The organism is Spongiimicrobium salis, assembly GCF_043678055.1.
GTDB lineage: Bacteria > Bacteroidota > Bacteroidia > Flavobacteriales > Flavobacteriaceae > Spongiimicrobium > Spongiimicrobium salis.
Genome location: NZ_JBHEQA010000001.1, coordinates 491,557 through 515,327, shown reverse-complemented (window position 1 = coordinate 515,327; position 23,771 = coordinate 491,557). Strand labels below are relative to the sequence as shown.

17 protein-coding genes are annotated in these 23,771 nt (G+C 34.6%); 14 read left to right on the top strand and 3 right to left on the bottom strand.

Translation table 11 applies throughout. The features are described 5' to 3' along the window. Nucleotides 1-8: 8 nt before the first annotated feature. From ACEXOE_RS02390 to ACEXOE_RS02335, 12 genes are all read left to right on the top strand, one after another. Nucleotides 9-626, top strand: coding sequence for a hypothetical protein (locus ACEXOE_RS02390; RefSeq protein ID WP_394747128.1), 618 nt, complete (start codon nt 9-11; stop codon nt 624-626). Between the two features lie 108 nt (nt 627-734). Continuing rightward, complete coding sequence (locus ACEXOE_RS02385) at nt 735-2,528, top strand: sensor histidine kinase (RefSeq protein ID WP_394747127.1); 1,794 nt, start codon at nt 735-737, stop codon at nt 2,526-2,528. Further along, nucleotides 2,525-3,139, top strand: coding sequence for a response regulator (locus ACEXOE_RS02380; RefSeq protein ID WP_394747126.1), 615 nt, complete (start codon nt 2,525-2,527; stop codon nt 3,137-3,139). The genes ACEXOE_RS02385 and ACEXOE_RS02380 overlap by 4 nt, the downstream gene beginning before the upstream one ends. 89 nt (nt 3,140-3,228) lie before the next feature. Further along, entirely contained in the window at nt 3,229-3,798 is a 570-nt protein-coding gene (locus ACEXOE_RS02375) for a hypothetical protein (RefSeq protein WP_394747125.1), read from the top strand. A gap of 491 nt (nt 3,799-4,289) precedes the next feature. Next, nucleotides 4,290-5,816: a S8 family peptidase gene (locus ACEXOE_RS02370; protein ID WP_394747124.1), complete on the top strand. Its 1,527-nt coding sequence runs from the start codon at nt 4,290-4,292 to the stop codon at nt 5,814-5,816. Between the two features lie 32 nt (nt 5,817-5,848). Further along, entirely contained in the window at nt 5,849-6,493 is a 645-nt protein-coding gene (locus ACEXOE_RS02365) for a hypothetical protein (protein ID WP_394747123.1), read from the top strand. Continuing rightward, nucleotides 6,486-8,360: a sensor histidine kinase gene (locus ACEXOE_RS02360; RefSeq protein ID WP_394747122.1), complete on the top strand. Its 1,875-nt coding sequence runs from the start codon at nt 6,486-6,488 to the stop codon at nt 8,358-8,360. Before ACEXOE_RS02365 ends, ACEXOE_RS02360 begins: the two co-directional genes overlap by 8 nt. Before the next feature lie 178 nt (nt 8,361-8,538). After that, nucleotides 8,539-9,642 carry a M12 family metallopeptidase gene (locus ACEXOE_RS02355; protein WP_394747121.1) on the top strand — a complete coding sequence of 368 codons (1,104 nt, stop codon included), beginning with the start codon at nt 8,539-8,541 and terminating at the stop codon, nt 9,640-9,642. A 188-nt stretch (nt 9,643-9,830) separates the two neighbouring features. Continuing rightward, a complete protein-coding gene (locus ACEXOE_RS02350; protein WP_394747120.1) occupies nt 9,831-10,601 on the top strand; it encodes a hypothetical protein in 771 nt (256 codons plus the stop codon). Nucleotides 10,602-10,603: 2 nt separating this feature from the next. After that, on the top strand, nt 10,604-11,272 hold the full coding sequence (locus tag ACEXOE_RS02345; protein WP_394747119.1) for a hypothetical protein: 669 nt from the start codon (nt 10,604-10,606) through the stop codon (nt 11,270-11,272). A gap of 484 nt (nt 11,273-11,756) precedes the next feature. Continuing rightward, complete coding sequence (locus ACEXOE_RS02340) at nt 11,757-13,565, top strand: hypothetical protein (RefSeq protein ID WP_394747118.1); 1,809 nt, start codon at nt 11,757-11,759, stop codon at nt 13,563-13,565. Then, entirely contained in the window at nt 13,562-15,238 is a 1,677-nt protein-coding gene (locus ACEXOE_RS02335; RefSeq protein WP_394747117.1) for a hypothetical protein, read from the top strand. The genes ACEXOE_RS02340 and ACEXOE_RS02335 overlap by 4 nt, the downstream gene beginning before the upstream one ends. Nucleotides 15,239-15,459: 221 nt before the next feature. Here ACEXOE_RS02335 and ACEXOE_RS02330 read toward each other — a convergent pair whose 3' ends face one another. The 3 genes from ACEXOE_RS02330 to ACEXOE_RS02320 all read right to left on the bottom strand — a co-directional run bounded on the left by ACEXOE_RS02330 (nt 15,460) and on the right by ACEXOE_RS02320 (nt 20,825). Continuing rightward, the gene (locus ACEXOE_RS02330) at nt 15,460-19,167 is read right to left on the bottom strand and encodes an NACHT domain-containing protein (RefSeq protein ID WP_394747116.1); all 3,708 of its coding nucleotides are present in this window, start codon (nt 19,165-19,167) and stop codon (nt 15,460-15,462) included. Nucleotides 19,168-19,233: 66 nt separating this feature from the next. Next, complete coding sequence (locus ACEXOE_RS02325) at nt 19,234-19,956, bottom strand: hypothetical protein (protein WP_394747115.1); 723 nt, start codon at nt 19,954-19,956, stop codon at nt 19,234-19,236. After that, complete coding sequence (locus tag ACEXOE_RS02320) at nt 19,953-20,825, bottom strand: hypothetical protein (protein WP_394747114.1); 873 nt, start codon at nt 20,823-20,825, stop codon at nt 19,953-19,955. Before ACEXOE_RS02320 ends, ACEXOE_RS02325 begins: the two co-directional genes overlap by 4 nt. Before the next feature lie 712 nt (nt 20,826-21,537). Here ACEXOE_RS02320 and ACEXOE_RS02315 point away from each other — a divergent pair. Beyond that, complete coding sequence (locus ACEXOE_RS02315) at nt 21,538-21,744, top strand: hypothetical protein (RefSeq protein WP_394747113.1); 207 nt, start codon at nt 21,538-21,540, stop codon at nt 21,742-21,744. A gap of 135 nt (nt 21,745-21,879) precedes the next feature. Further along, nucleotides 21,880-23,751 (top strand): tetratricopeptide repeat protein, encoded by a 1,872-nt coding sequence (locus tag ACEXOE_RS02310; RefSeq protein ID WP_394747112.1) that lies wholly within the window; start codon nt 21,880-21,882, stop codon nt 23,749-23,751. The last annotated feature ends 20 nt before the right edge of the window (nt 23,752-23,771 follow it).

The following is a 23,771-nucleotide window of genomic DNA, read 5'->3' as shown; positions in this document are numbered from 1 at the left end:
TACTTAATATGAGAGAAGCAGCTAAAAAAACAAATGTAATCGGAAATATAGATTTGTCTAATAAAGATGATTTTCAAGCAATATACGCAAGTCAATTGTATGGGACTTTTTTTATGATTTTTGCAAGGTTTACTGCTAATAGTAGAAAAGCGAAAGGAGGATATACGTTTAGAAAAATTGAATTGAGATTGTTTAATTACAAAGGATTAATAAACATAGGGCTAAAAAGAGCTCGTTATGTAATAATAAAAAACTCAAAAAGTGAAGTTATAGGAGGAAAAATAATAGTTGAGGTAGAGGGGAATAGTAACAAGTTCTATTTAAAAAGAGTTTCTGACGTCTATGGCAAGCACTGTCAAATAAGTAATAAAATAGAAGTCGATAGACGATTGGCTAGATTACATTCAACAAGTCCACTTATAAGACACAAAGTTTTTGATAACGAATTTTATTACCGAGAAGGAGTGGAACCAGAAGAAAAAAAACCTCCATATGATTTAAATAAGGTAAAAGTGAAATTTGAAAATAGAAAGCCTTTGCCAAATGAGGATTATTATGATGACGGTTTTGGTAGCGGACAAGGAGGGCTTATTTGTCCAAGATCTCAAAATATTATAATTAGATAACTTAATAATTTGAGTGGAAAATTTAAAATACTATTTTTAATAATAGCCTTAAGCTGTTTTTCCGTGTATAGTTTCTCTGAAAATAAGAAAACTTCTTTTACAAAATTCATGGAAGAATTGAACAGTTTTAATTTTGAAAAGGCATCAGAAATTGCGAAAAAATTTGAAGATAAAACTTTAGGCTTAGAATGTATCCAATTATCTCGAATACTTTTTGAAGCTGGTCAAAATACCTCTAAAGTATACATAGATTATGCCTCCCAAGACATAGAGGGGTCTAAAAAAAATGTATTGTCTCTTTTGTCAAAAGGATATGATACGCTTTACAAAAATCCTTATACATCAATGCCCTATCGTTTTTTTTCAGAAGCTCTAATACATTCTAATGAATTAAACGATGAATCACTTATCAAATTCTCTTTATTATCGATCATTCAAGTTTATAATTGGGAATTTTCGCAATCGAACGATGATGTTTTAGAATTCTTACATCTTTTCAAGTCATTTATTAAAGACGATACAGATCGTTATCATTTCATGATTAATAAATTTCTTTATCATTTAAGAGAAATTAGTAAAAAACCAAGTATAACAAGAGATGATTGTAATTCCTTTGCGAAATTGATGGAAAGTTTTCCTGAAAATCATAGGTTTTGGCCAAATTACTATTCTACAATGGGCGTAGTGCATAAATACTTTAAGGATAATGTAAAAGCTATTTCGTTTCATACTAAAGCAGTACACCTAACTAAAGATTTACCTTTCCTGAAATATGTTAAATTTCGTTCTTTAATACATCTTTCTTTTTTTGAAACTAGTGAAAATAATTTTGAGAAAGCTCTTGATTATATTTCTCTTGCCAGTGAGTATTCAAGCTTTTCTGATCCTAAAAGAGATCAAAGTTATATTGCAAATTATAGAGCAGATAACTATGCGGGAATGAGAATGTATAAAAAAGCATATGAAGAAAAGAAAAAAGCTGATGATATTATTGTTTCATTGGGTTACGACAAAAATAGCTTAGAAATTGCCAACTTGAATCTTAAATATCGAACTACTGAGAAAGAACGTGAAAACCTAGAATTAACTAATCAAAATTTAATAATAAAAAATAAAGCGGAGCAAAATTTCTTCTGGCTGGTAATATTAATTTCTGTTTTGATTTTTGGAACAGGTATTGCCGTACTTCTCCAAAAAAACTCCACCAAAAAACGCAAACTGGCAGAACAGCAAGCACTTTTGGAACAACAAAAAACAGAAACCCTATTAAAAGACCAGGAATTATTGAGCATTGATGCCATGATTGCTGGTCAGGAAAAAGAACGGCAGCGGGTGGCTAATGAATTGCATGATGATCTGGGGAGTAAAATGGCAACCATTAAACTGCATGTAGAGAACATAAAAACAGATAAAGAAGATCCCTCATTTAAACATGCGACAAAACTTTTGGAAGAAGCCTATCAAAAAATACGGGGCATTTCCCATGTAAAAAATTCGGGAGTCATTGCTAAACAAGGCCTGTTGCGAGCCTTGCAGGGGATGGCCAGAACCATATCCGAAACCAATAAAATTCAATTGACGGTACACGATTTTGGCCTGGAAAACCGTATGGAAAACTCTTTGGAACTCAATATTTTTAGAATGGTGCAAGAGATAGTTACCAACATCATTAAACATGCAGAAGCTTCCAAAGGCTGTATTCAATTGACCCAACATGAAGAGAGCCTGAACATTATGATTGAAGACAATGGAAAAGGCTTTGACCCTACAAGCATTCGGGAAACGGATAGCGGTATTGGACTTCGCAATATTGAAAAACGCATAGAACATTTAGAAGGGAATTTTACCATTGATAGTGCCCTTGGCAATGGAACTTCCATAATAATAGATATACCCATATGATAACCGTAGCCATAGCCGAAGACCATCAAGCCTTGATCGATGGTGTCCAATCCTACTTAGAATACGAGGACGATATTAAAATTATTGGGCATGCCAATGATGGGGAAGCCTTATTGGAATTGGTACAAAAGAAATCACCCGAGATTGTATTGTGCGACATTCGCATGCCTAAAATAGATGGCATTGCGGCCACAAAAATTATAAAGCGAGATCATGCGAAAACCAAAGTCATCGCCTTTACCATGTTCGATCAAGAAGGGGCCATTGAGCAGATGCTGAAGGCAGGTGCTTCGGGTTATATTGTAAAAAACTCCTCCCTGCAGGTGGTTTTGGAGGCCATTCGCACAGTAGCCCAAGGGAAGCTGTATTTTGATAAAAAACTGCATTTGCCCACCGCAGAAAAAAATACTTCAAAAAGCGTTTTGTCCTCCCGGGAACGAGAAATTCTGGGCTTGATCAGCAGAGGGAAAACCTCCCATGAAATTGCTGATCAACTCTTCATTGGAAAAAGTACAGTGGACACCCATCGTAAAAATATGATTCGCAAACTAGGTTTAAGCGGAGCGGGAGAACTGTTGCGATACGCCATGGAGAAGAAGTATGATTTTTGAAACCTGTAATAGGAAATGCCGACCATTGAAATTCGGGGATTTTAAAGCTATAAAATAAACCAAAGTCTAACTTTTAAAACAATAACAACATGGAGAAGAGTAGTTTTATTGGACTGACCTTTAAATGGATCATTCCCTTATTGGTGATTATATTAGGTGTTTTGCTAAGCGCAAAAACCGATATTTTAAAGGATTCTTGTGATAATTGTGATGAACGACCTTACAGTTTTTCCAAAACGCAACTGATGTGGTGGTCCATGATCATTCTTTCCTGTTTTTCCATAGCTTTTGGGGTACAACCCGATAACATACCAGAACCCTCAACAGCCATGTTGGTGTTGTTGGGCATCAGTATTGGAACCACAGCGGCAGGACAGATGATCGACAGTTCAGATAAGAATAATCCTCAAGTACTGAGAAGATTCCAGGAAGAAGGAAAGAAAGGAAGAGGGTTTTTGCAGAATTTATTACGGGATAAGAATGGCGTTAGTATTTCTAGGTTTCAAGCTCTATTTTTCAATCTTATCTTTGGCATCATTTTTATCATACAGTTTTTCCCGGAAGCAACTACTTTTCCAGATTTTGATACCATGGCATTAGGCCTTATGGGCATCAGTTCTTCTGCTTTTGTTGGCATAAAAATCAATGAGAATGCTTGAGGTGAATTAGAAGTGTTTGTTTCAAATCTAAGAGAGAAGTATTCTTAATTGGGTTTACATAAAAAAAGCCTCTTTTTGGAGGCTTTTACTTTTTTTACAATTCATATATCCAAGCAGTTTCATATAATTATAATAATTTGTAAATCAAGTATTTACCATTTAATTTCGTAATGTAAAAATTTCCTATAACTTCTAAGTATCTCGGAATGGAGCAGGTTGTTGCATAGTCTTATCTCCAAATCTCTTTTTTAGTATTAGGTTCTACATAGGATATTTTAATCAGAATCATTCTGATGACCCCATGTTTCGCTAAAAGAGCTTTAAAGTTGTTATAATAGTTGGAATTTGATCCGTATGGCCTAAGGTATTTTGTAACATGCTATGCACAACTGAATTTAGTTAGATGTATGGTTATTGCATGCACTAGCTACTCCAAAATACCTAGGAATGGGTATTGTTCTATAGGGAGGCTTATGCCTTATTTTGTCCTTATGAATCAGGAACTTACAAAATATGAACACCAGTACGAAGGTAAAACAATTTCCTTTGAACTGATTACAGATGCAATTCGCGTAGAAAGAAATAACAATTTTATAGATCCTTCAGAGGACTATGACTATTTGGAGAAACTAAAACAGAATGGAATCCGCCCTCCTTTAAATGAAAATGCAAGGGCAGAAGTTCATTTGTACCGATTAGATGCGTCCAAACGTGAGGCGCAAATAAACTTTTTACATACTTCAGAAAAGGTTAAGCGGGTAAGAAGTATATATAAGTCGGGTAACGATATTTTTTTTGGTACCGGGGAATTAATTGTAATTCCAAAATCTGAAATGACAAAGATTGCTGTGGAACATTTAACTTCCGGTAAAGTGATCGATAGTATTAAGGGGGTCTTTTTAGTGGACTTTGGAACAGATGCTCTTGCAGATGAAAATTACAGACTATTGGTTGAAAATCCTCAGATCAAACATATCGAAAAAAATTTTTCGACATTGGAAGAACGTCGTTCTGAGAGTACACTCGGTAATTCAATGAATCCATTATATACACAACCCTTACCAGAACAAAGGGCATATGATATGACGGAAACATTTAAAACCCATGAGACATTTTATGTTTGTAAAGAATTTCGTGAGGCTTGTTCAAAGATAAAAATCGCTCTTTTAGATTCTGGAGTAGATGTAGGACATCCTGATTTGAAATCAACTGTTGATGTAGAGGGTTGCTGGGATTTTGTAAAAAAAAGAAAAAACCAAATGCCAAATGACTATGATTTTCATGGAACACTATGTGCAGGAATGTTAACTGCAAGGCGTTCCCATGATATTGGTGTTGATGGCGTAGCCAAAGGCTGTACACTAATCAGCTATAGAATTGGCTTAGGAGATTCCCGTAGAGGTTTTGAGATAAATCTCTTTTTGATCATAAAGGCCATTCTAAGGGCGGGATTAGAAGAGAAAGTGGATGTCATTAATTGTTCTTGGACCTTTAAAAAAGAGTTTTCTACTTTGAAGTTTGCGATAAGCGAGTTGGTAAGAAAAGGCCGTGACGGAAAGGGAACAATTATTGTTTTTTCTGCGGGAAATGATGGTAAGCCTACAAAGTTTCCAGGAAATCTGAAAGAGGTAATTACAGTTAGTGCGGTCAATGAAGATAAACATCCTGTAAAAATTAGCGATAGATCACCTTGGGGCTCTAGTTTTGGGAATGAAGTGGATATTGCCGCTCCAGGAACAAATTTAGTGACTACTGATATTCGAGATCATTTAGGGCGTGTAGGCGGATGGTCCAATCACGATGATTACTACAAACATTTTGGAGGAACGTCTGGTGCGGCACCACAAGTAGCTGGTTGTGCAGCACTAATGCTGGCTAGAAATCAAGATTTAACATGGGATGAGTTGAAAATAAAGTTGATTGACACTACCGAAATTTTTCCTGAACCTAGGGAAAAAGAAAATTACGGATCCGGAATATTGAATGTATATAATGCTGTTAGCTCGGCATTGGAATAAGCGAATAATTGTTTAACTTTAACTAAATCAAAATGATAGATTTTAACTCTAATATTAGGCTGATGCCATCGGAAAACAGTCGGTTTCAAACGGTGTATGCGAGCCAATCCTACGGGACATTTTATGCCATTTTTGCTAGATTTACTGTGAAGGATATTTTTGAAGAAGATTCGATTGTCAAGAAGAAAAAACTTTTGGAACGTGTTGAATTGAAATTAGTAAACTATAAGGGACTTCTCAATATGGGCCTTGTGAGAGAAACAGAGGCTGATCCTAACGCCTATGAAGCTGAAGCTGGTGTAAAATCCCTTTTAATCAAAGTCAATGTCAAAGGTGCAGCTGGTGGAGATACGACAGATAGCGATGAAATTTTGTTCAATCCTCCCGTAGTAATAGAAAACGGAATGTATCTGAGTTTAATTAGAGAGCTAATTTCATTGGCTGGAGAGGATAGGGCCGAATTTAGTGAAAATCCATTAAATCCTGAGATAGGAGGTGTTTTTGATCAAGAATTCTATGAAAGGGATGGTTTATTGGTTAGAAAAAAAGAAACTATCGGTTTTTCTTTGAACGAATCTAATGAAAGTGTTTCAGGAAGTGAATATCAAACCATTGTAGATTTAAATTTTCCTGGAAAAGTATGCCATATAGGACTAACTAAAATTAATATTGAATAGAAGAAAAATTACTATAACAGTTTTATTGATTCCTTTCGCTCTTTTTGGTCAAACCATAACGAGTGAAAGGGATTTTATTATAGATGCCTTAATAGGATTTCATTTTTCCCAAGCACGTATTTCCATTGATAAACTGCCAACAGAAAAAGAGCGACTGGAATTTAAAACGCTTTATACAATAATCTACAATGCGGGTAGGGACAGAGAAAATGATTCGATATCGATTAATACATTGGACAAACTATCTTTGAATACTACAAATAAGGTAGTTCCACTCCTTTCTAAAGCATATTTCCACCTCTTTAATAATAGGAATGACACCATTTCATTTAAGTACTTTGATGAGGCCTATACATTGTCCAAAAAACAGAAATCCAGATCATTAAATAAGTTGAGTATTTTAGGATTTCTACACTTGTATGGTAAGGAAATTGTGTTAAGCAGTAATGCTTTTATGCATTATTTGGATGAATATAGATTGCTGTCGACTACAATAGATGATCGAGCTTGGTTGGCTTATTATAAAAATTACTTTACGCTCTCCATATTAGATGACAATGAAAAATATCGTAAGACTTCAAGAAACCTAATTGCCTTTTTAAAAAAAAATACACTAAGTGAAGCCCTTGATTCCTATTTTTATAAAGATATAGGATTGTATTACAAAGCTTTGGGAGTAAAAGATAGCGCTAAATTTTACTTCAAGAAAGTACTTGATTTGCCGGACTTACCTATCATTCAAAATAAAAAATACAATGCCTTATTGTACCTAGCTGATATCAATGGAAGTGAGAAACAATTTAAAAAATCTGACGAATACCTCAAATTAAGCAAAAAGGATAAAGAAAAAGTAGACCCCTTATTGGCTGATTTTAATTTTGAAAGGTTTAAAGCACTGTATCACTATGAACATATGTCCAAATTTGATAGTGCATATTGGTTCTTGAAGCGTTCGATTGTCACAGAGGCCCAATTGGGAATTAGAACAAATAGATTGCATATTTCTAGATTAAATGTACAACTTAGAACAAGCGAAAAAGAGAATAAGATTTTAGTGCAAAAAGGACAAATTGAAAAAGAAAAAAGACAAAAGAGAGTTCTTTTTTTTGGCGTTGTGATCTTCCTGGTGTTAGGCAGTTTTATTAGTGTTTTGCTCTTTAAAAACACCACAAAAAAGCGTAAGCTTGCAGAACAAAAAGCGCTTCTGGAACAACAAAAGACAGAAACTTTATTAAGAGAGCAAGAATTGATGAGTATCGATGCAATGATTTCCGGGCAAGAAAAAGAACGACAACGTGTGGCCAATGAACTGCACGATGATTTGGGGAGTAAAATGGCAACGATAAAATTACATTTAGAGAACATAAAAACAGATAAGGAAGATCCATCATACCGACATACTTCCAGGTTATTGGAGGAAGCATATCAACGAATCCGGAGCATTTCCCATGTGAAAAACTCTGGAGTCATTACGAAGCAGGGCCTGTTGCCCGCTGTACAACGTATGGCAAAAACCATTTCTGAAACCAATAAAATACAGCTTGCCGTAAACGATTTTGGTTTAGAAAATCGTATGGAAAATTCTCTAGAATTAAACACTTTTAGAATAATTCAAGAATTGGTCACGAATATCATTAAACATGCCAATGCAACTAAAGGAAGTATACAACTAACCCAGCATGAAGAAAGTCTAAATATCTTGGTTGAAGATAATGGAAAGGGATTTGAACCTAAAAATATCAAGTCAAATAGTAGCAGTATTGGCCTTCGGAATATCGAAAAACGCATAGAACATTTGAACGGCAATTTTACTATTGACAGCACGTTAGGGAAGGGTACCTCTATAATTATCGATATACCGATATAATACCGCAAATGGAAGGAATAACTTCAAGTCGTATTTAACAGTGTTTAAAAATTTTCAAAGTATAAATCAAGTTATCTTCATTTAATATAAGGGGTATATGCCATTAAAATACCCATAATCAGGTATGTTTTAGTGTGTTTTGCTTCCATAGTTTTAGCTTGAAACTAAAACATCTAAAATGGGAAAAGTGGAAAAAAAACAGCCAAAAGGGAGGATGCAATATTGCAATCTTCCAATCGTTAAAGAACGCATCTTTGATAATAGAATATCTAGCAAAAGAGAAAAGTTAATTCGAGTTTCGGAGAAGAAATGGGCAAACGGAACAGTACTCAATTATTACTTTTTCGATTCGAACGAAGATGGAGAATGGATACATTATTCCGATGGATCAAAAGAATGGATCACCTATAAAGGAAGCAACAAGGAGAAAGCCGTGGTAAGGAAGGCATTTGACGTATGGAAATCAATAGGAATAGGTTTAAGTTTTACAGAGGTGAAAGATATTGGCGACGCTGAAATTAGAATTGGTTTTATGAAGGGAGATGGTTCTTGGTCCTATATTGGACGGGATGTATTAGAAGTTCCCGTTTCGCAGCGTACCATGAATTTTGGATGGAATATACAAGATGAAATAGACACGGCCCTTCATGAAATAGGGCATTCTTTAGGGTTTAAACATGCCCATCAAAGCAATAATTCAGGAATTGAATGGGATGAAGAAGCGGTTTATAAGTTTTTTAGTGGAGCCCCAAACTATTGGGACAAAGAGACAATTTTTTATAATATTCTTAGAAAAGTAGATCCTGATAATGTTGAAGCTTCAAAATGGGATCCAAATTCCATTATGCAATACTCTTTTAATTCTGGTTTGATTGAAGCACCTGAAATATACCAGGATGGTCTATACCCTGAATCAGGACTTTCCGAACATGATATAGAGTGGGCACGGTTCTTTTACCCTATCGTTGACGACACTATGATTGCTTTGACCCCAGCTAAAACTGAGCAAATAACATTGAGTTACGGAACCCAGAGCAGTTTTGTTTTTAAACCCAAAGCTTCGCGCAAGTATAGCATTAAAACGCTAGGGGAGATGGATGGAGTCATGGTTTTGTTTAAAAAAGGCCCTCAAGGGAGATTACAGTATCTTTCAGGAGATGACGACAGTGGTGTTGATGAAAATGCAGAAATAAATTATAAACTACTGAAGGATGAAGAATACGTAATTACATACCGACAATATTATAACACAGGGAAAGAATCCGCAATTGTATTGTATTAATGATTTTTTCTGTCATAGTATTGATTGAGAAGTACCTGTAAAAATTATTCCAAATAAGGTTGTCTTAAATAGTTAGAAGGTAGTTGTTCAAGGAAAAAATATCAAAAATCCCCATCATTGGGGATTTTTTTTATACTCAACTTTAGATTACTTGCAAGCAATACTGTTAACCAATCCATTTTTTACTAATGAATAAACCCCAGTACTCAGTTTTGCCGATTGCCGAAACCCTAGCGGATTATGCCTTATTCCCGGAAAAGCTTAATAAGGACAATATCAATGATATAGCAGAAATACCAGAAGAGCACTTACTTTATGATATTGTTCAAAATCTAAACAACCTTAGAGATCAGCATGAGTTTTTGAGCAAAAATCATAAAATTTTAAACTACCCATGCCAAGAACTAAATGGAGAATGGTTACCAATGGACCTTTTGGATGTGCTTGAAGATGATTTTCAAAAAGATAAAGACATCACCGCGCTTCCTATATTAGGAGATGAAATAGTAAGCAAAATTGAAAATACGAAGGAATACAAATTGGTTGCACCTAAAAAAATTAAACGAAGCCTTGCATTGCAACTTTCCAGGTTCATACAGTCGAGAATCGATCTTGTTCGGGAAGCCGATAACCAATCATTGGATAAATCAGAACCTAGACAAATCAAATTCCTTGGTAAAAAAGTGAATCTAAGTGTATTTATGAATAATAGCGCTTTATATTCGAGCAATACTGGATTTCCAGTAGAAGTTCATACGATTACACCAAATCTTACCGTAGAAATTAGTACTCGTTATATGGTGAGATGGATTTATTTTGGTTCCCCGACCTCACCGGTAAAGAACAAGGTAAAACCAGGACTCTACCAATTTAGAGTATCCGGAGGTAAATTCTCCCAGCATATAGTTCCTGTAGTTCACCATATTAAGTCAGAAGCACAAATAAACTTAAACGTATAGGTATGGATACCATTATCATAGTACAAGAAACAACTGAGAATACTATTTTTTCTGGAATCTTAACCATAATTACAGCATTGGTAAGTTTTGTGTTGGCAGTTTGGAATTTACTTTGGAAAGGAAGCGGGAGTTTTAAGCTGCCCGAAGATATAACTACATCCGCGAGAGGAATTTTAATTACTATGATTTCAATTTATGTTGTTTTTATAGCAGTGAAAATGAATACTGAAAATGTACAATCTTATGAAAACAATATCATAGCCACGGTAATAATAGCTTTTATAGCATACCTCTTATACAATGCTATTTTCAATGCATATTCATTTACCACACCCATTGCTGCTGAAGATGGTAAGAGAATGACTAGATCTTCTTCGTTTTTTGGTGGTTTGTGGGTTTCTGCATTGGCCAAAAAAGATATTCAAAAGGAAGGACTCACAGGACCTCAGGAGCTCCTTGAAAATGGTGTGGACAAAAAACGCATATGGAGCCCTTGGGCTATAGAAGTTGTTAAGGCTATAATTACGCTATTGTACGTCGTCATTATTTATAGTACCATAATTGCACTTTCTACTTCTGGATTTTATCTGCAAACCATCATTACCGAGAAAAGTCCTCTGGAAACTATTCAAAATAGTTTTGAGCCGCCAGAAAAAACTATTGACCAATGAGTGAATCTTTATGAAAATTCGCTAGAGCTATCCTTTTTGAAATGGTTCAGGAATTGGTGACCAAAGTTTAAAACATGCCAAGTGTTACCCAAGCCAGTATTCACATGACACAGCACTAGGATGACTTGAATATTTTGGTAGAGTATAGTAGAAAAGGCTTCTAATTATCAGAAATTAATACTTCGGATTCGAGCATGGGATTGCGTACTATTGAAAAACGACCTGAGCATATGGAAGGTAATTTTACGGTAGCTAACGTTTTGAGTAAAGAACCCACAATGATTATGGGGATTCTGGTTTAGGTTTTGAACGTTTTAAATTCTTTTAAGCTTCCCAAAATACAATAATCAGCAAAAGAAATTCCCAATGGATTTGGTTGAAAATCCCCACTAATAGGTATGGTAAATCACTTTGAATTTGACCAAATTGCATACATATACCTTTCGCGCCTTTAAGTAAATAACAACACCAAAAAATTATTTTTATGGAAAATGATGATATTGTTGTTTTTGTCACTATTCTCTTTGCATTAAGTTTAATTACAGAGAAGACCACCCAGTTTATACGTGATTATACGGTAAGGGCAAACTACTTTATTATAGGATTGATCTTGTTATTGCAGATCTGTATTGCAAATGAGCTATATCCAAACGACAATGTATGGACTTCTCTTCTGCTATTTTTTCTCCTTATTCTAAATACTTGGATTTTGCTAAATGATTATTTCCGTTGGATATCGCTTCCACCTTTTCCTTTTAGTAATATAAGGTGGTATACTCTGGTACGGGTTATTTTAATGGCATTGATTGTTGTGGTTTTCCTTTTAGCCCCAATATTCTATGGCCTAATGCTGCTTTTAGAGTTGCTTTTTGTTCTTGCACTACTAAGTTTGAATATCATAAAAGTTGCCTTTCCAATGTATAAGACCAGTATAATGGGAGAACCTACTTTTTTGACGATTCCAAATGTTATACAAAGACAATTTTCTGCTTCACATACCAAGAAAAACAATTCTCAAATTAACCTTTTGGCCTTTTTTGTTGGATTTCTTTTTGCTTCATCTTTTAATGTGAACGTTTTTAAATTGAAAGACTTTTTAGAAAGCAAAGCTGAAATAAATCCTTTTTTTTCAGGTATTTCAAAAAGTTTGGGTACCTCTATTGCTGCTGAGGAGGTATATGCCTTTTTAAGCTATGTGCTAGTAGGTTTCTTTCTTTCCTTTGGCTCCAAATTTTTTCATGACCTGTTGGATTTGGTCTATTCTGTAAAGCGTACTGGACAGGCAGTAAGGGACAAAAATTTTTATTCCCTTCAGAATGCCGAACAAGTGTTGTCTTTTCTAGAAAATTATCAGGTTCGTCACCATTTGGAGGAGAAACGAAAAGAATTACATCAGGTCAAGGAAGTTGTGGGAAGCGGAATTGTTCTGGAACAGATCAATGGAAGATATATAGAACATATAGAAGTGGCTATAAAAGATGAAAATATTGATCTCACCTCTTATTTCAAATCAGAAAACAAAACAGGGGATATCATAGAAATTCCATATAAGATTAAGAAAGTAGGGAATTTTGCCCAATTATTGGCTTCTCCTAAAATAGATTGGAATGTTACTATTGGTAATAGCTCTCTAGATGCCCAACGGGGGTCTTTTTCCGTTGTTGTTAAGAAGAACAACGGACTCAAATACCTTCTTACCTGCTATCATGTGCTAAAACATAATAAACATGATTTTAAGAACTTCAGAATAACCCCAAATGTTCATAAGAATGTAAATCAGGGTACAAAGCAAATAGGGGAAATTCATGAAGGAGTTATCGATTATTATATTGATGCAGCCCTTATTGCCCTAAATGAAAACATTGATTTGAGCGATTTTGATCTGGAAAGACCAATTGATGCCGGAAGTGTTCCTTCAAAAATTGAAAACGGATTAAATATTGTGCTATACGGACAACAGTCCAAAAAACTTCGATATGGTCAGGTTAAAGCTGTTAATCAAGCTTATAAAATAGACTACAGAGGTTATAAACAGCCCAATAGGGATGGGAGTTATTCTCATGAACTTAATTTTTTGTTCGCTGTCAACGAATTTATTCCAGAAACGGGCCTCAGTGTAGAGGGTGATTCAGGCTGTTGTGTATATCGTCGAGGAGATAAGCTTCCTATAGGTATTGTAGTTGCCAAGGAGGACACAATCAACGGAGATACCCTTGTTGTACCCTTGAAAAACATACTTGATGAATTCAGGGAAATAAAATTTATCTATCCACTTAAAACTTTAGAAATATGAAAACAATGATTACTATTCTACAGATGGCAATTGTCTTATCCTGTTTTACCCTATTTTCCCAAGAAGATACCGAAAAAGCAACCTTAACGCTAGAAAAAGATTCTGTAGGAAAACTTAAAATCGTTTATCAATACAAAAAGGACAAATTAGAGTACACCGCAAATGGAGAAGTTCACTTGGTTGGTAGGGGATTTAAACTAATCGATAAAATCAAGGATTCCGTGTATTCTCTATATTTTATACCAACGGCTAAAGGTGCAAAATGTAAAAAAATAGATTTTGACGATATGTCTTATGGAGATAGTTTTATAAAGAAAGGAGATCAGTTACAGATTTACAAAAATGTAAAAGTGGACAAGGGTAATGGTTGTCCAATAAGTGGAACTGTTATAAGTCTTAGCGCAATTGCTCCTAAAGATATTGCTCTAGGCCAAGTTGAAACAAAAGATCCCAATAAATCCAGAAGAGAACTCAATCCCATTGACCCAAAAACCTATAAAACAGAACAATTTTTTCCAAAACAGATAAATTTTGCAGGGGAAAGCACCTTAATTACTTATGATTTTCTAAACCCCAAACCTAAGAACAGAAGGTTGAAACCAGATGAAAACGTAGCTTTTCGCTTTTTAAATTACGAGAAAAAATACAAGTCCATAAGTATTACTCCCTCTTTTGAGAATTACAATTTAGAAGGGCAGCAGCAGTTTATAGACTTATTGGGGTTGGATAAAAAAGAAGAAAAAGAAGTCAATGAGGATAAAACTGCTAAACCTACCGCGGCTGGGGTTAAAGATACGCTTGCCACCAATACCGAAAAATATATCAACGACTTTGAAACTCAATTAGAGAAGTATGTCTATCAGTTAAAGACTACCACAAAGTATTCTCTTGAAGTTGAAAAAGATTTGAACGACGCTCTAGACAAATATGCCAAAATCTTTGAAATATCGAGCAATCTTTTGGTATCTGAATTTCAACAAGTTCTTGAAAAGCTAAATTTTTATGAAGATCATATAAAGTTGATCATGTCCAATCTGTATTATCTCAATAATTACAGTAATGGTATTAGCTTACCTATTCAGGTCAAGGATGCAGATGCACTTAAACTAGACATAAAAGCAACCAAGTCAGACGGTACAGAAGTAGACCTAAATTCTTTTACTTACAGGATAAAATGTGGTTTTAAGATAGATTTTAGTACCGGTTTTGTGCTTTCCTATTTAACAGATGACAAATTTCAGATTGTCGATGTGTCTGCTGAACAAAACATGGATATGAATGGTGGAGGGGATATGATGACTAGACAAAGGGTGATTGAGGCCAATTCCGATCCCTTTAATTTTGGGATTTCCCTTATGGCCCATGCCTATACCCGATGGTTTAACTATGTAAATCCTGTGGTCAGTTTTGGTTTTGTATTGGATAATAGTAACATCGTCAGCTTTCCCATTGGTTTGGGAGCCACAATAGGAAGAGAATCGCGAATCGTAATTTCAAGCGGGGTGGTGTTTGGAAGGGTGGAAAGACTCTTGCCCAAGTATACTCTTAATGAGGCTATGGATTCCAGTTTCTTTAGTGGAGTTAATGATGAACAGTTGACTTCCGATGTATTCAGAGCACGTCCCTTCATCTCTTTGACTTACAATTTTGCAGGAACGGGGGAGAAAAAGTAGTAATGGGTTTTAAATACTATCTAGTCATTTTCTTTCACTTAAATACTAAAGATTTGGTACTAAATTAAACGATAATGCCTCGGAAGAATTCTTTCGGGGCATATTGCTTAAGTTCAAGAAAAATATATAGTTTAACGGTACATGCAAGGAAATTGTAGTCAGCTGAGAAAATTAGTGTGGTCACATATGTGAATAGCCAGAGCGAACGACACAAGCCCCACCTATGGTGATAAATTAGAAGAGTGTAATTGCTTTATTTCCTGAACATTCACCTGTTGGAACAAGGAAAGATAATCCCGTTGATGCTTCAAAATGATATTCACCAGTCGTTTCCCAAGAATGGGTTGGTAGTTTTCAATCTTTTCTAAACTAAAAACTCTAAGGATGTTATTACAAAAATCAAAATCTCCCTCCAAGGAAGTATAAACTTGTTTAAGGGGAAGGATTCCCTGCAATTCTTCATCATCCGATAATTCTATTAATTGTAAAGGAAATAGTTTAAAATAGTCCAGTTCATAGATCATTACATTGGCAAAATGTTCTCGAAAAAGCCTTAAATTTTCATTATATAGAATTTCTGTCAATTGACAGACGATTTCATGTTCATATTGATAAATAGTTTTTTTATAATAGAGCATTGCCCGTGTTAAATGGTATCCGATACGACAGAAATTTTTAAAATAATGGATATCTGTGGGACTCTCTAATGAAAATGTATGATTTTTGATATCGGTATCAATCAGCTCCATTAATTTTATAATCTCAGGATAATTGCTGGAGTAGGAATAGATTTCCTCTTTATCAAGAATACTTAATACTTCAGAAATCCTGCCCTCGTGAGCCAAACGATGTACATAGCTCCAAACTTCTTTACTATGATTGGATAATCCTGATATAATCAATAATGGAATTAATTCTTCTTTAACATAATTAAGTTTAATGAAAGGAGAACGGGTCAATTTTAAAAACAAAAAGTACCTACTATGTGGAAAAGTGGCAAGTTCCAATAGTCTAGTTATTGTGCTTTTGGCCTTATCAGTATAATAAGACGATGTATTTCCTCTTTTAAACTTTGTGTGTTTACGTTCAATTCTTGGTCCATATCGCTCCAAAAGATCGTTTAGAATAATATATAAGGTATCTTGATGTCTATTTAAGGCGTATTTTCCATATTCGAAATAAGAAAGGATATTGAAGAACCTATTGAATTTGTCCCAGTTATCCAGTCGTTTTATATAATCTTCCAAGGCCAATAAAATATGGTGTTCTACAACATCCATATCATCAGTCTCAATCCATTCAATGATTTTATTTTCAAAAAGAAGATCAATCAAATTTCCAACAAAGTTGGTTGCTTTAAGTTCATTTATTGCTGTAATAAACGGATCTAGGGCCATTGCGCTATCCTGAGATAATAGAAAAATCAATTTTTTTGCCATATTTAACCCATCAAATATGTGATCGACAACCTCATTTTTTTCGTCGATTTTCGAACCTTTAAAGCTTAAGGCCAATCCTTCAGTTTTGATTCCCAATAAACTTAAGTCGTGCTCCTTATCATTAATGTCAACCGTATTATCCTCATAGTATCCGGTTTTTAATTTTTTCCGCAAGGAATGTAGAAAAGTTATATACTGGGATTTTACATATGATTTGGGCTGTATACTATCGAGTAATGGAATGGTATGGGTTTTGAACGTATTAGATAGATCAGTAATGGAAGTTAGAATATCCTTATAGTTTTTTAAAATGCCTTTGGGGCTAATTGCAAGTTGTTTGAACAAAAGATGAATGAAACCGATATATCTGGATATACGCTCATCATCCAAGTAATTCTGTTTGGGCATATCGTTTAAGGTGGATAGGTAAGGATCGTAAGTCTCTATTTCTATTCTATATTTAGTAATGACGGCAAGAATCTGTTCTAAAGAGGCTTTTACAAAACGAGCGTCTTTGGCCAGCTGCAATTTTAAAGCGATTTCGTCTATGTAATGAAATACATGTTCTGGGTTATCTTGAAAGCTTTTTTTTGCTAAATCAAGAATAGCTCCTATGAAATAACCTTTTTGAGCATAACTTGCCTTATGATAAATTTGGAAAAAAGAGTGTTTTAACATCATGGACCAACTATGGATATGATGTGTACTCTGGAGACTTTTAACAATGCCCTGGATTTTTTTTCTTTTTAAATGAAAATGTATAATATCATGTGGAGTCTCTCCGAGTAAAATGACATAGAGATAAAACAAGTTCTTTTTACGGCTTTTTTTATAATCGATCAATATAAGCTCCAAGGTGGCATTTACTCTATCCTTATCAAAAAGGCTTAAGCCTCCAATAATCATTTGCGTAAAATTCCAGTACAACTGATTTTTTAGTAACATTATAATATGAAAGGGTTCTATATTGGGAATAACGGCCTTGGCAGCCAAAAACTCCTGAAAGCTTGCACTATTGAAAAAAAACCTCCAATTTTTTTCATATCCTAAACCTAATTCTTCCTTTTGGCCAATACCTATTTTAGATAATCTATTGGTAATCTGGTCAACATTTAGAAAAAAGCTTTTTTCCAAAACTACATACTCCTGGTCGAGTTCCATATTCAAGGCCATAGCCTCTGCTTTTTGCATGGTTTTCGTAAAGGAGATGGATGCTGTTTTTTTGCTCAAATGATACTCTTTGAACCAAGCTGATATCTGGGATTGTAAATGATAAACGGAAGTAATATTTTTAAGCCCCTTGGCTCCTTGGTATATGAAGATGAGCATTATATAAGATAACATTAAGGGATTGTAGGAGAAGTCAGAAAGTACGCCGTTTTCATCAATGGTTTTAATGATTTTCTTTAAACTAAAATCTACCATGGCCCTCTTCATCAGGTTTTCTATATAGCTGAGACGCATTGTTGGATTGAATCCTATGATTTCCAATGCACTATCATAAGATATTTGCTGATTGAGAATACCATAGGGCCGAGAAAACAGGATATAATGCGGTTCATCTATCCACTGATAAAGACTCTCAAAAACTATTTTTTTGTGCTGATTTTTAACTTCATCAAAACCATCCAAAACAAAAAGTAAATTTGGGCCATAGGGCCATACTTCCCTATTGGTAGTTTCGTATTTTTCGAAATAAACCGTGTAGATATAATTTGGGATACATTCTAGGTTCTTATCAAAATCTAGATTTTTAAGGTCTATATAAAGAAAAATTTTTTCAGATTGTGAAATTCCTTTGGCCCATTTATGGCAAATGTACCTAGCAAAAGTTGATTTCCCTACACCTGGATTTCCCAGAATCAAAGTTCTTTTATTACTCAAAAAAACAATTTCGGCCAATTGTCTGCTGGTGTTCAGTTTCTCGCTGTACAAGAAGCTCCCATATGTTCTTTTTTCCTTTCCCAAAATTGATTTATGGGATTTAATGTCCTCTTTTTCCAGTACAGAAACATCAGTATAAAAATCTTCAATTGGGAGTTTCCCGAATTTCTGTTCAAAATCGCCAACAATGGATATGCATCTAAATTTTTCTTTGTTGAGGTAGTATAGAATTGTATTTTCCCTAAGGGTTTTTAATTCTTTGGGATTGATATCAACCGTATGTGCTAATCGCAGAACATTCCAATCAACTTTCGGATTTTTAAGAAAAGACCACCAACTTTTTCTCCCGGTATAATGGCAAAGTGCATCCAATTGCTCGGCTTTTGCGGTAAACGGAATTTTCCCTAGGTATATTTTAACATAGCGCCTTATGGTATTTCTAGATACTTTACTTGCAGAAGAAACCTCTACTTTTTCAGAAATTGACTTAAACTTCTTGTTGCCATTGTCAAGGCTTATTTTGTCTTTAAATCCCGCCTCTTCGAATACGTCTTCCAACAAAGTTCTGAATAGGAGGTACTCCTTTTGTAAAGACTTATTCGCCATAGCTTGATAACATATTTAGAAATGAGAAGGTTCCTAAAAATAATAACTTTTAAAGAATTTTCTGAGTTAATCTTCAGAATAGGAATCTTTTCTGGTGTAACTCTTTTTCTCCCTAATGATGCGCCTAACAATGCTGATAGATTTAAGAGCTTCCGTTAAAGAAAACTCTCCTCCATCCGAAACTTCCTTTAAAACCCCTTCTTTAAGTATCACAGAGATACTGGTGCCTCCGGTGGTCGTCAATTTAAATTTTTGAGTGTAGTCGTATTGATGTATTTTCCCGGTACGTATAAGTGAATCGAGTAGAGGTATTGAATTAACTATTTTATCACGCCAATTGTAATCTGTAACAGTACCCGATTCGGAAAAAGTTTCAAAGGATACGATTTCGTTGTAGAAATATTCAAAAGTCCCCTCATTAAGGGCATTATTTGTTCTTGGATCAAAAGTGCATTGGTAAGCGATTAATGAATGATCTGTAAAATTGTAAATGGTAATTCCCAAGGGAATAAAGCGAAAAAAGTTGTCTTTTCCTTTTTGTATTTCAAATGTTAGACCATTTAAATTCTCAAGATGGGGTAATCCAATGATCATTACAGGATCATGGATACTGTCTTCTGAATCTAAATCTGTTAAATCAAGGGACCTGTCAAAAAGGAATTGTACCGATTCACGTATTAGTCTATCATAATCCGTATCGGATGGACGTGATTTTAAAATGTTCTTGGAATAATAATTGGCAATTTTTTTTCCTTTTGGGGTTAAATTTTTTGCTGTTGTACTGCTCATTGGAAGATAGTATTAAGGTTGATTTCGCTTAGGCCAGAACATTTGGATAGAAAAGCCATCCACTCAACAGGTCTGTCATATATGGGTTTAACAATGCGATTTCCGTGCAAAGAAAAGCCTATTCGCTTATGAAAATCTGTATAGATAACGTATAGGAAGTCTTGGTAAATAGGGTTTTCGGGTTGTAGTCGAATAGCGAATTCCAAGATTCGAATCAGTTGATCAATCAAAGCCTTTTTATGCCGAAATGGCCTTTTGCCTTCTAAGAGGCAAAGTGCCCTAAAGAAGTAAGGCTCTGGATTCTGGGATTCAAGGAAGGCGCATTTTTTAAAGAAGACATTTGCCCGTTTATAATGATGTAAATCCAAGAGGTAAATTCCTAGATTAAAATTAAGTTCGGCTGAGTTTTTATTAAGATGCAGGGCATTTTCACAACGACTGATGGTATCGGAATCATCTGAATTTGTTTTTTGTTGAATCAATTCGAATATGTTAGAGGCCGTATAAAAAGATTTGCCTAAATTGGATTTGGGCTCTCCACCATGATTTTCAAGAAAATCACTCCAAGTTGTATAATTAGGATAATCTTCGATGATATAACTACAAAGGATATCCAATTTCTCCGATGCTATGAAAAAAGGTTCCGTTCTATTAGCACCAAAACATCGTAAACGATAATCGCGTATAGCATTGGCACTAATTGGAGGGAATTCATCATTTGGACGCAATTTTTTGTGGATTCTTTTGGATAGGTTACTTTGTTCTTTTCCTCGAAATTGTTCAAATGGCTTCTCAATGCCACTTACCTCAACTACTAACTTCATTAACTTTAGAAAAATGGGTACGTATTCTTCTCCTCTAACAGTCATCACAATAATTTAAAATGTAATCTGAAGTTGATTAATTTTTTCTGTTTTTTAGTCTAAACGGCGTGAAATCGATATTTCAATTCGTGAATTCTCTAGAAATGATTACTTAGAAGGCAGGAAAGATGGGATAACTACTCCTATAACATTCTACTTACCTATGGGTCAAATGGATAATAGTATCCATTTTAATCCTGAAAATGACAGTTTATCTCAGAAAAACTGTCGACGACAGAAAAATTTAAGAATTTTTTTGATGAAGTTTGAAATTATAAATAATTGATTTTCAATTATTTAAATGCAAATAAAATATCACATTACACTTTTTATCGTATCGCTTGTCGGTCGACATTGTCGACAAGATTGTAATCGCAAATTTGCTTTTAGATAGTTACAAAAGCATGATCAACTTTAGTCACTGTCTAAAAGATAAAGATGAATTATAAAGATACGAAAATGAAGAATATGGCAACCATAAAAGTATGGGGTACAACACACAAAGTGGTTCACCCAACATTAGTAAGACGATGTAAAGTCTGTGCCATAGGGAATTTTACGATCACCATAGCTAGTCTAAGTCTTCAAATGCCAAGTTATTGGTGCGCCTTAATACAAGGTTTAATCAAATTATTAACCCGTGTTGAATTTTTGCTTTCCTATTCACTGAATGTGTACACAGTTTTTTTTGGTGATGTGGAGGGTATACCTAGCAATCATGAGATGCACATTTTTTATTATTATGCAAAAACGTGCAGTTTTATTTATTGTTATGATTGGCTTGTCTTTCTTTACAAGTTGTACTTTAGACGAATCAGATGCTGTTTATTCCAAAGACCGGTCGGCTACAACCACTGGAAACAATGGAGCCAATGAGGAAGACGATTGCAAAGGAAATTGTGAGGAGTCGGACATAAATGGATAAATGTCCAAAAAAATGGAGCGCTATTAGCGCTCCATTTAATTTTATAGCAAGATTAAAGGAATACGTTAAACGACTATAATTTGTAAGATAAATTAACTATATTCAGGTGTAATTTACCAACCAATAAGGCCGTTTATGATACAGATTAATCGTACGAAGATTAATTTTTTATTCATTGTATGGATTGTTTTTGCACATTTTGGTTTTAGCCAGAACAATGCGCCTACTGAAAAACTTGGAGTACAGAAAAAAATAAACAAAGGGGATTACTTATACCAGCGCGCAGACTCAAGTTATTACAAACATCAATACCTAAATGCAATTGATGGATATCATGATGCCGCCCAAGCTTTTGCATTGGAATTAGATACTATAGGGCTTAGGAAATCCTATAACGATATCGGTCTGTCTTTTCGAAAATTAGGACAAATGGATTCTGCTAGGGTTTACTATAGGAAAGCACTTTTGCTAGATCGGATAACAGACGATAAAAAAGCCATTATTGGTCGCCTCAAAAATATTGGCATTACGTATACCTATTCAGGAAATTATATAAGAGCAATAAAATATTATATTGAAGCCTTGCAGATAGCCGAAGCAGAAGCGTATAATTCCCAAAAGGCCTCTATAAAGAATGCGCTTGGAAATTTGCACAGTGACCAACAACGTTATGTTAAGGCCTTGCAATACTATGTGGAAAGCCTAGAATTGTATAAAGAGCAGGGTAAATTAATAAAACAGGCCCTAGTTTACAATAATATTGGAAATACATATATGGCTTCGGACGATTTTATACAAGCCTTGGAATATCATTTTTGCGCATTGGCGATTAAGCAAAAAGAAGGCGCTGATAAAAATCAACTTGCCCATAGTTATAATAATATAGGAGTTACATTTAAGGGGTTGAATCAGTTCGTATCTGCGGAAAAGTATTTGCAAAAAGCCTATAAGTTATTCCAAGATTCTAATGATAAAAGAAATCTTGCAGAAACTGGAAATCAATTGGCAGGTGTATTCTTGGAATCGGCCCAAGTAGACAGCATCTTCCCTTATTTGGAGGGAGTCTTGTCCTATGCTCGAAGAACAAATAATTTTATTCTCGAAAAAGAGAGTTTAAAACATTGGGCGATGTATTATGCTCTTATTGGTAGTTATAAGAAAGCCTATGAAAATGAGTTAAAATGGGGAGTGCTTCAAGATAGCTTATTCAATATTCAGAAAATTTCAGTTCCAGAGGCATGGAATCAATATGAATTGCAACAAAAAGAAAATATCAACTTAGTACAGAAGCAGCGCGCTGATAGTGAAAAAGCCAGAGCAGAAAATAGATTGATGCTTTTAAAAATAGCATTAATCGTATTTATGGTGCTCCTGATATTTTTGGGAATAGTGTATCTGCAAAAAAGAAAAATAAAAATACTGAACACGGATCTGGATCTTTTGAATATGGATATCGTGCATCGTAAAAATAATGATTACCAGAGAGTTCTTCAGGAATTACGAAAGGCCGGTTTCAAATCCATACAAGCCGTTGAAAATATGTTGTATGCCTCTTCCGCTCTTGACGATATGCTTTCTGAGACTCCTAAAGGCAGCATACACATAAAAAAACACCTTGATCGTGTACTAAAAGAGAAATTTCAGGCATTGAATCTAAAACCAGAAGAAATACATCTGGAAAAACAAATCGGATCTTCAATTGTCTTAGCAGGAGATGTTGCCCTTAGGCTAACTTTTATCTTAAGTGAATTGATAACCAATTCTAATAAACATGCCTTAAAGGCAAAAGAAGAAACTTCCAAAATAAGAGTTTATGTGGATGAAACTCCAGAAGGAATACAATTCTCATATGGCGATAATGGAGAAGCTTTCCCTCTCGAAAGCCTAGAAAAGTCTGAAGGTTTAGGTTGGCAAATTATAAAGAAATTTTCGAAACAATTAGGTGGTCCAATACATTTTGAACGTAAAAATGAATGGAATGTCTTTTCATTGGCAATAAAAATATAAACAAATAAATACCTAAATAA

Bases quoted from the DNA above. Each gene is read 5' to 3' on its own strand.
- ACEXOE_RS02390 (WP_394747128.1), top strand. From the start codon at position 9: ATGAGAGAAGCAGCTAAAAAAACAAATGTAATCGGAAATATAGATTTG.
- ACEXOE_RS02385 (WP_394747127.1), top strand. From the start codon at position 735: ATGGAAGAATTGAACAGTTTTAATTTTGAAAAGGCATCAGAAATTGCG.
- ACEXOE_RS02380 (WP_394747126.1), top strand. From the start codon at position 2,525: ATGATAACCGTAGCCATAGCCGAAGACCATCAAGCCTTGATCGATGGT.
- ACEXOE_RS02375 (WP_394747125.1), top strand. From the start codon at position 3,229: ATGGAGAAGAGTAGTTTTATTGGACTGACCTTTAAATGGATCATTCCC.
- ACEXOE_RS02370 (WP_394747124.1), top strand. From the start codon at position 4,290: ATGAATCAGGAACTTACAAAATATGAACACCAGTACGAAGGTAAAACA.
- ACEXOE_RS02365 (WP_394747123.1), top strand. From the start codon at position 5,849: ATGATAGATTTTAACTCTAATATTAGGCTGATGCCATCGGAAAACAGT.
- ACEXOE_RS02355 (WP_394747121.1), top strand. From the start codon at position 8,539: ATGGGAAAAGTGGAAAAAAAACAGCCAAAAGGGAGGATGCAATATTGC.
- ACEXOE_RS02350 (WP_394747120.1), top strand. From the start codon at position 9,831: ATGAATAAACCCCAGTACTCAGTTTTGCCGATTGCCGAAACCCTAGCG.
- ACEXOE_RS02345 (WP_394747119.1), top strand. From the start codon at position 10,604: ATGGATACCATTATCATAGTACAAGAAACAACTGAGAATACTATTTTT.
- ACEXOE_RS02340 (WP_394747118.1), top strand. From the start codon at position 11,757: ATGGAAAATGATGATATTGTTGTTTTTGTCACTATTCTCTTTGCATTA.
- ACEXOE_RS02335 (WP_394747117.1), top strand. From the start codon at position 13,562: ATGAAAACAATGATTACTATTCTACAGATGGCAATTGTCTTATCCTGT.
- ACEXOE_RS02330 (WP_394747116.1), bottom strand. From the start codon at position 19,167: ATGGCGAATAAGTCTTTACAAAAGGAGTACCTCCTATTCAGAACTTTG.
- ACEXOE_RS02325 (WP_394747115.1), bottom strand. From the start codon at position 19,956: ATGAGCAGTACAACAGCAAAAAATTTAACCCCAAAAGGAAAAAAAATT.
- ACEXOE_RS02320 (WP_394747114.1), bottom strand. From the start codon at position 20,825: ATGACTGTTAGAGGAGAAGAATACGTACCCATTTTTCTAAAGTTAATG.
- ACEXOE_RS02315 (WP_394747113.1), top strand. From the start codon at position 21,538: ATGAGATGCACATTTTTTATTATTATGCAAAAACGTGCAGTTTTATTT.
- ACEXOE_RS02310 (WP_394747112.1), top strand. From the start codon at position 21,880: ATGATACAGATTAATCGTACGAAGATTAATTTTTTATTCATTGTATGG.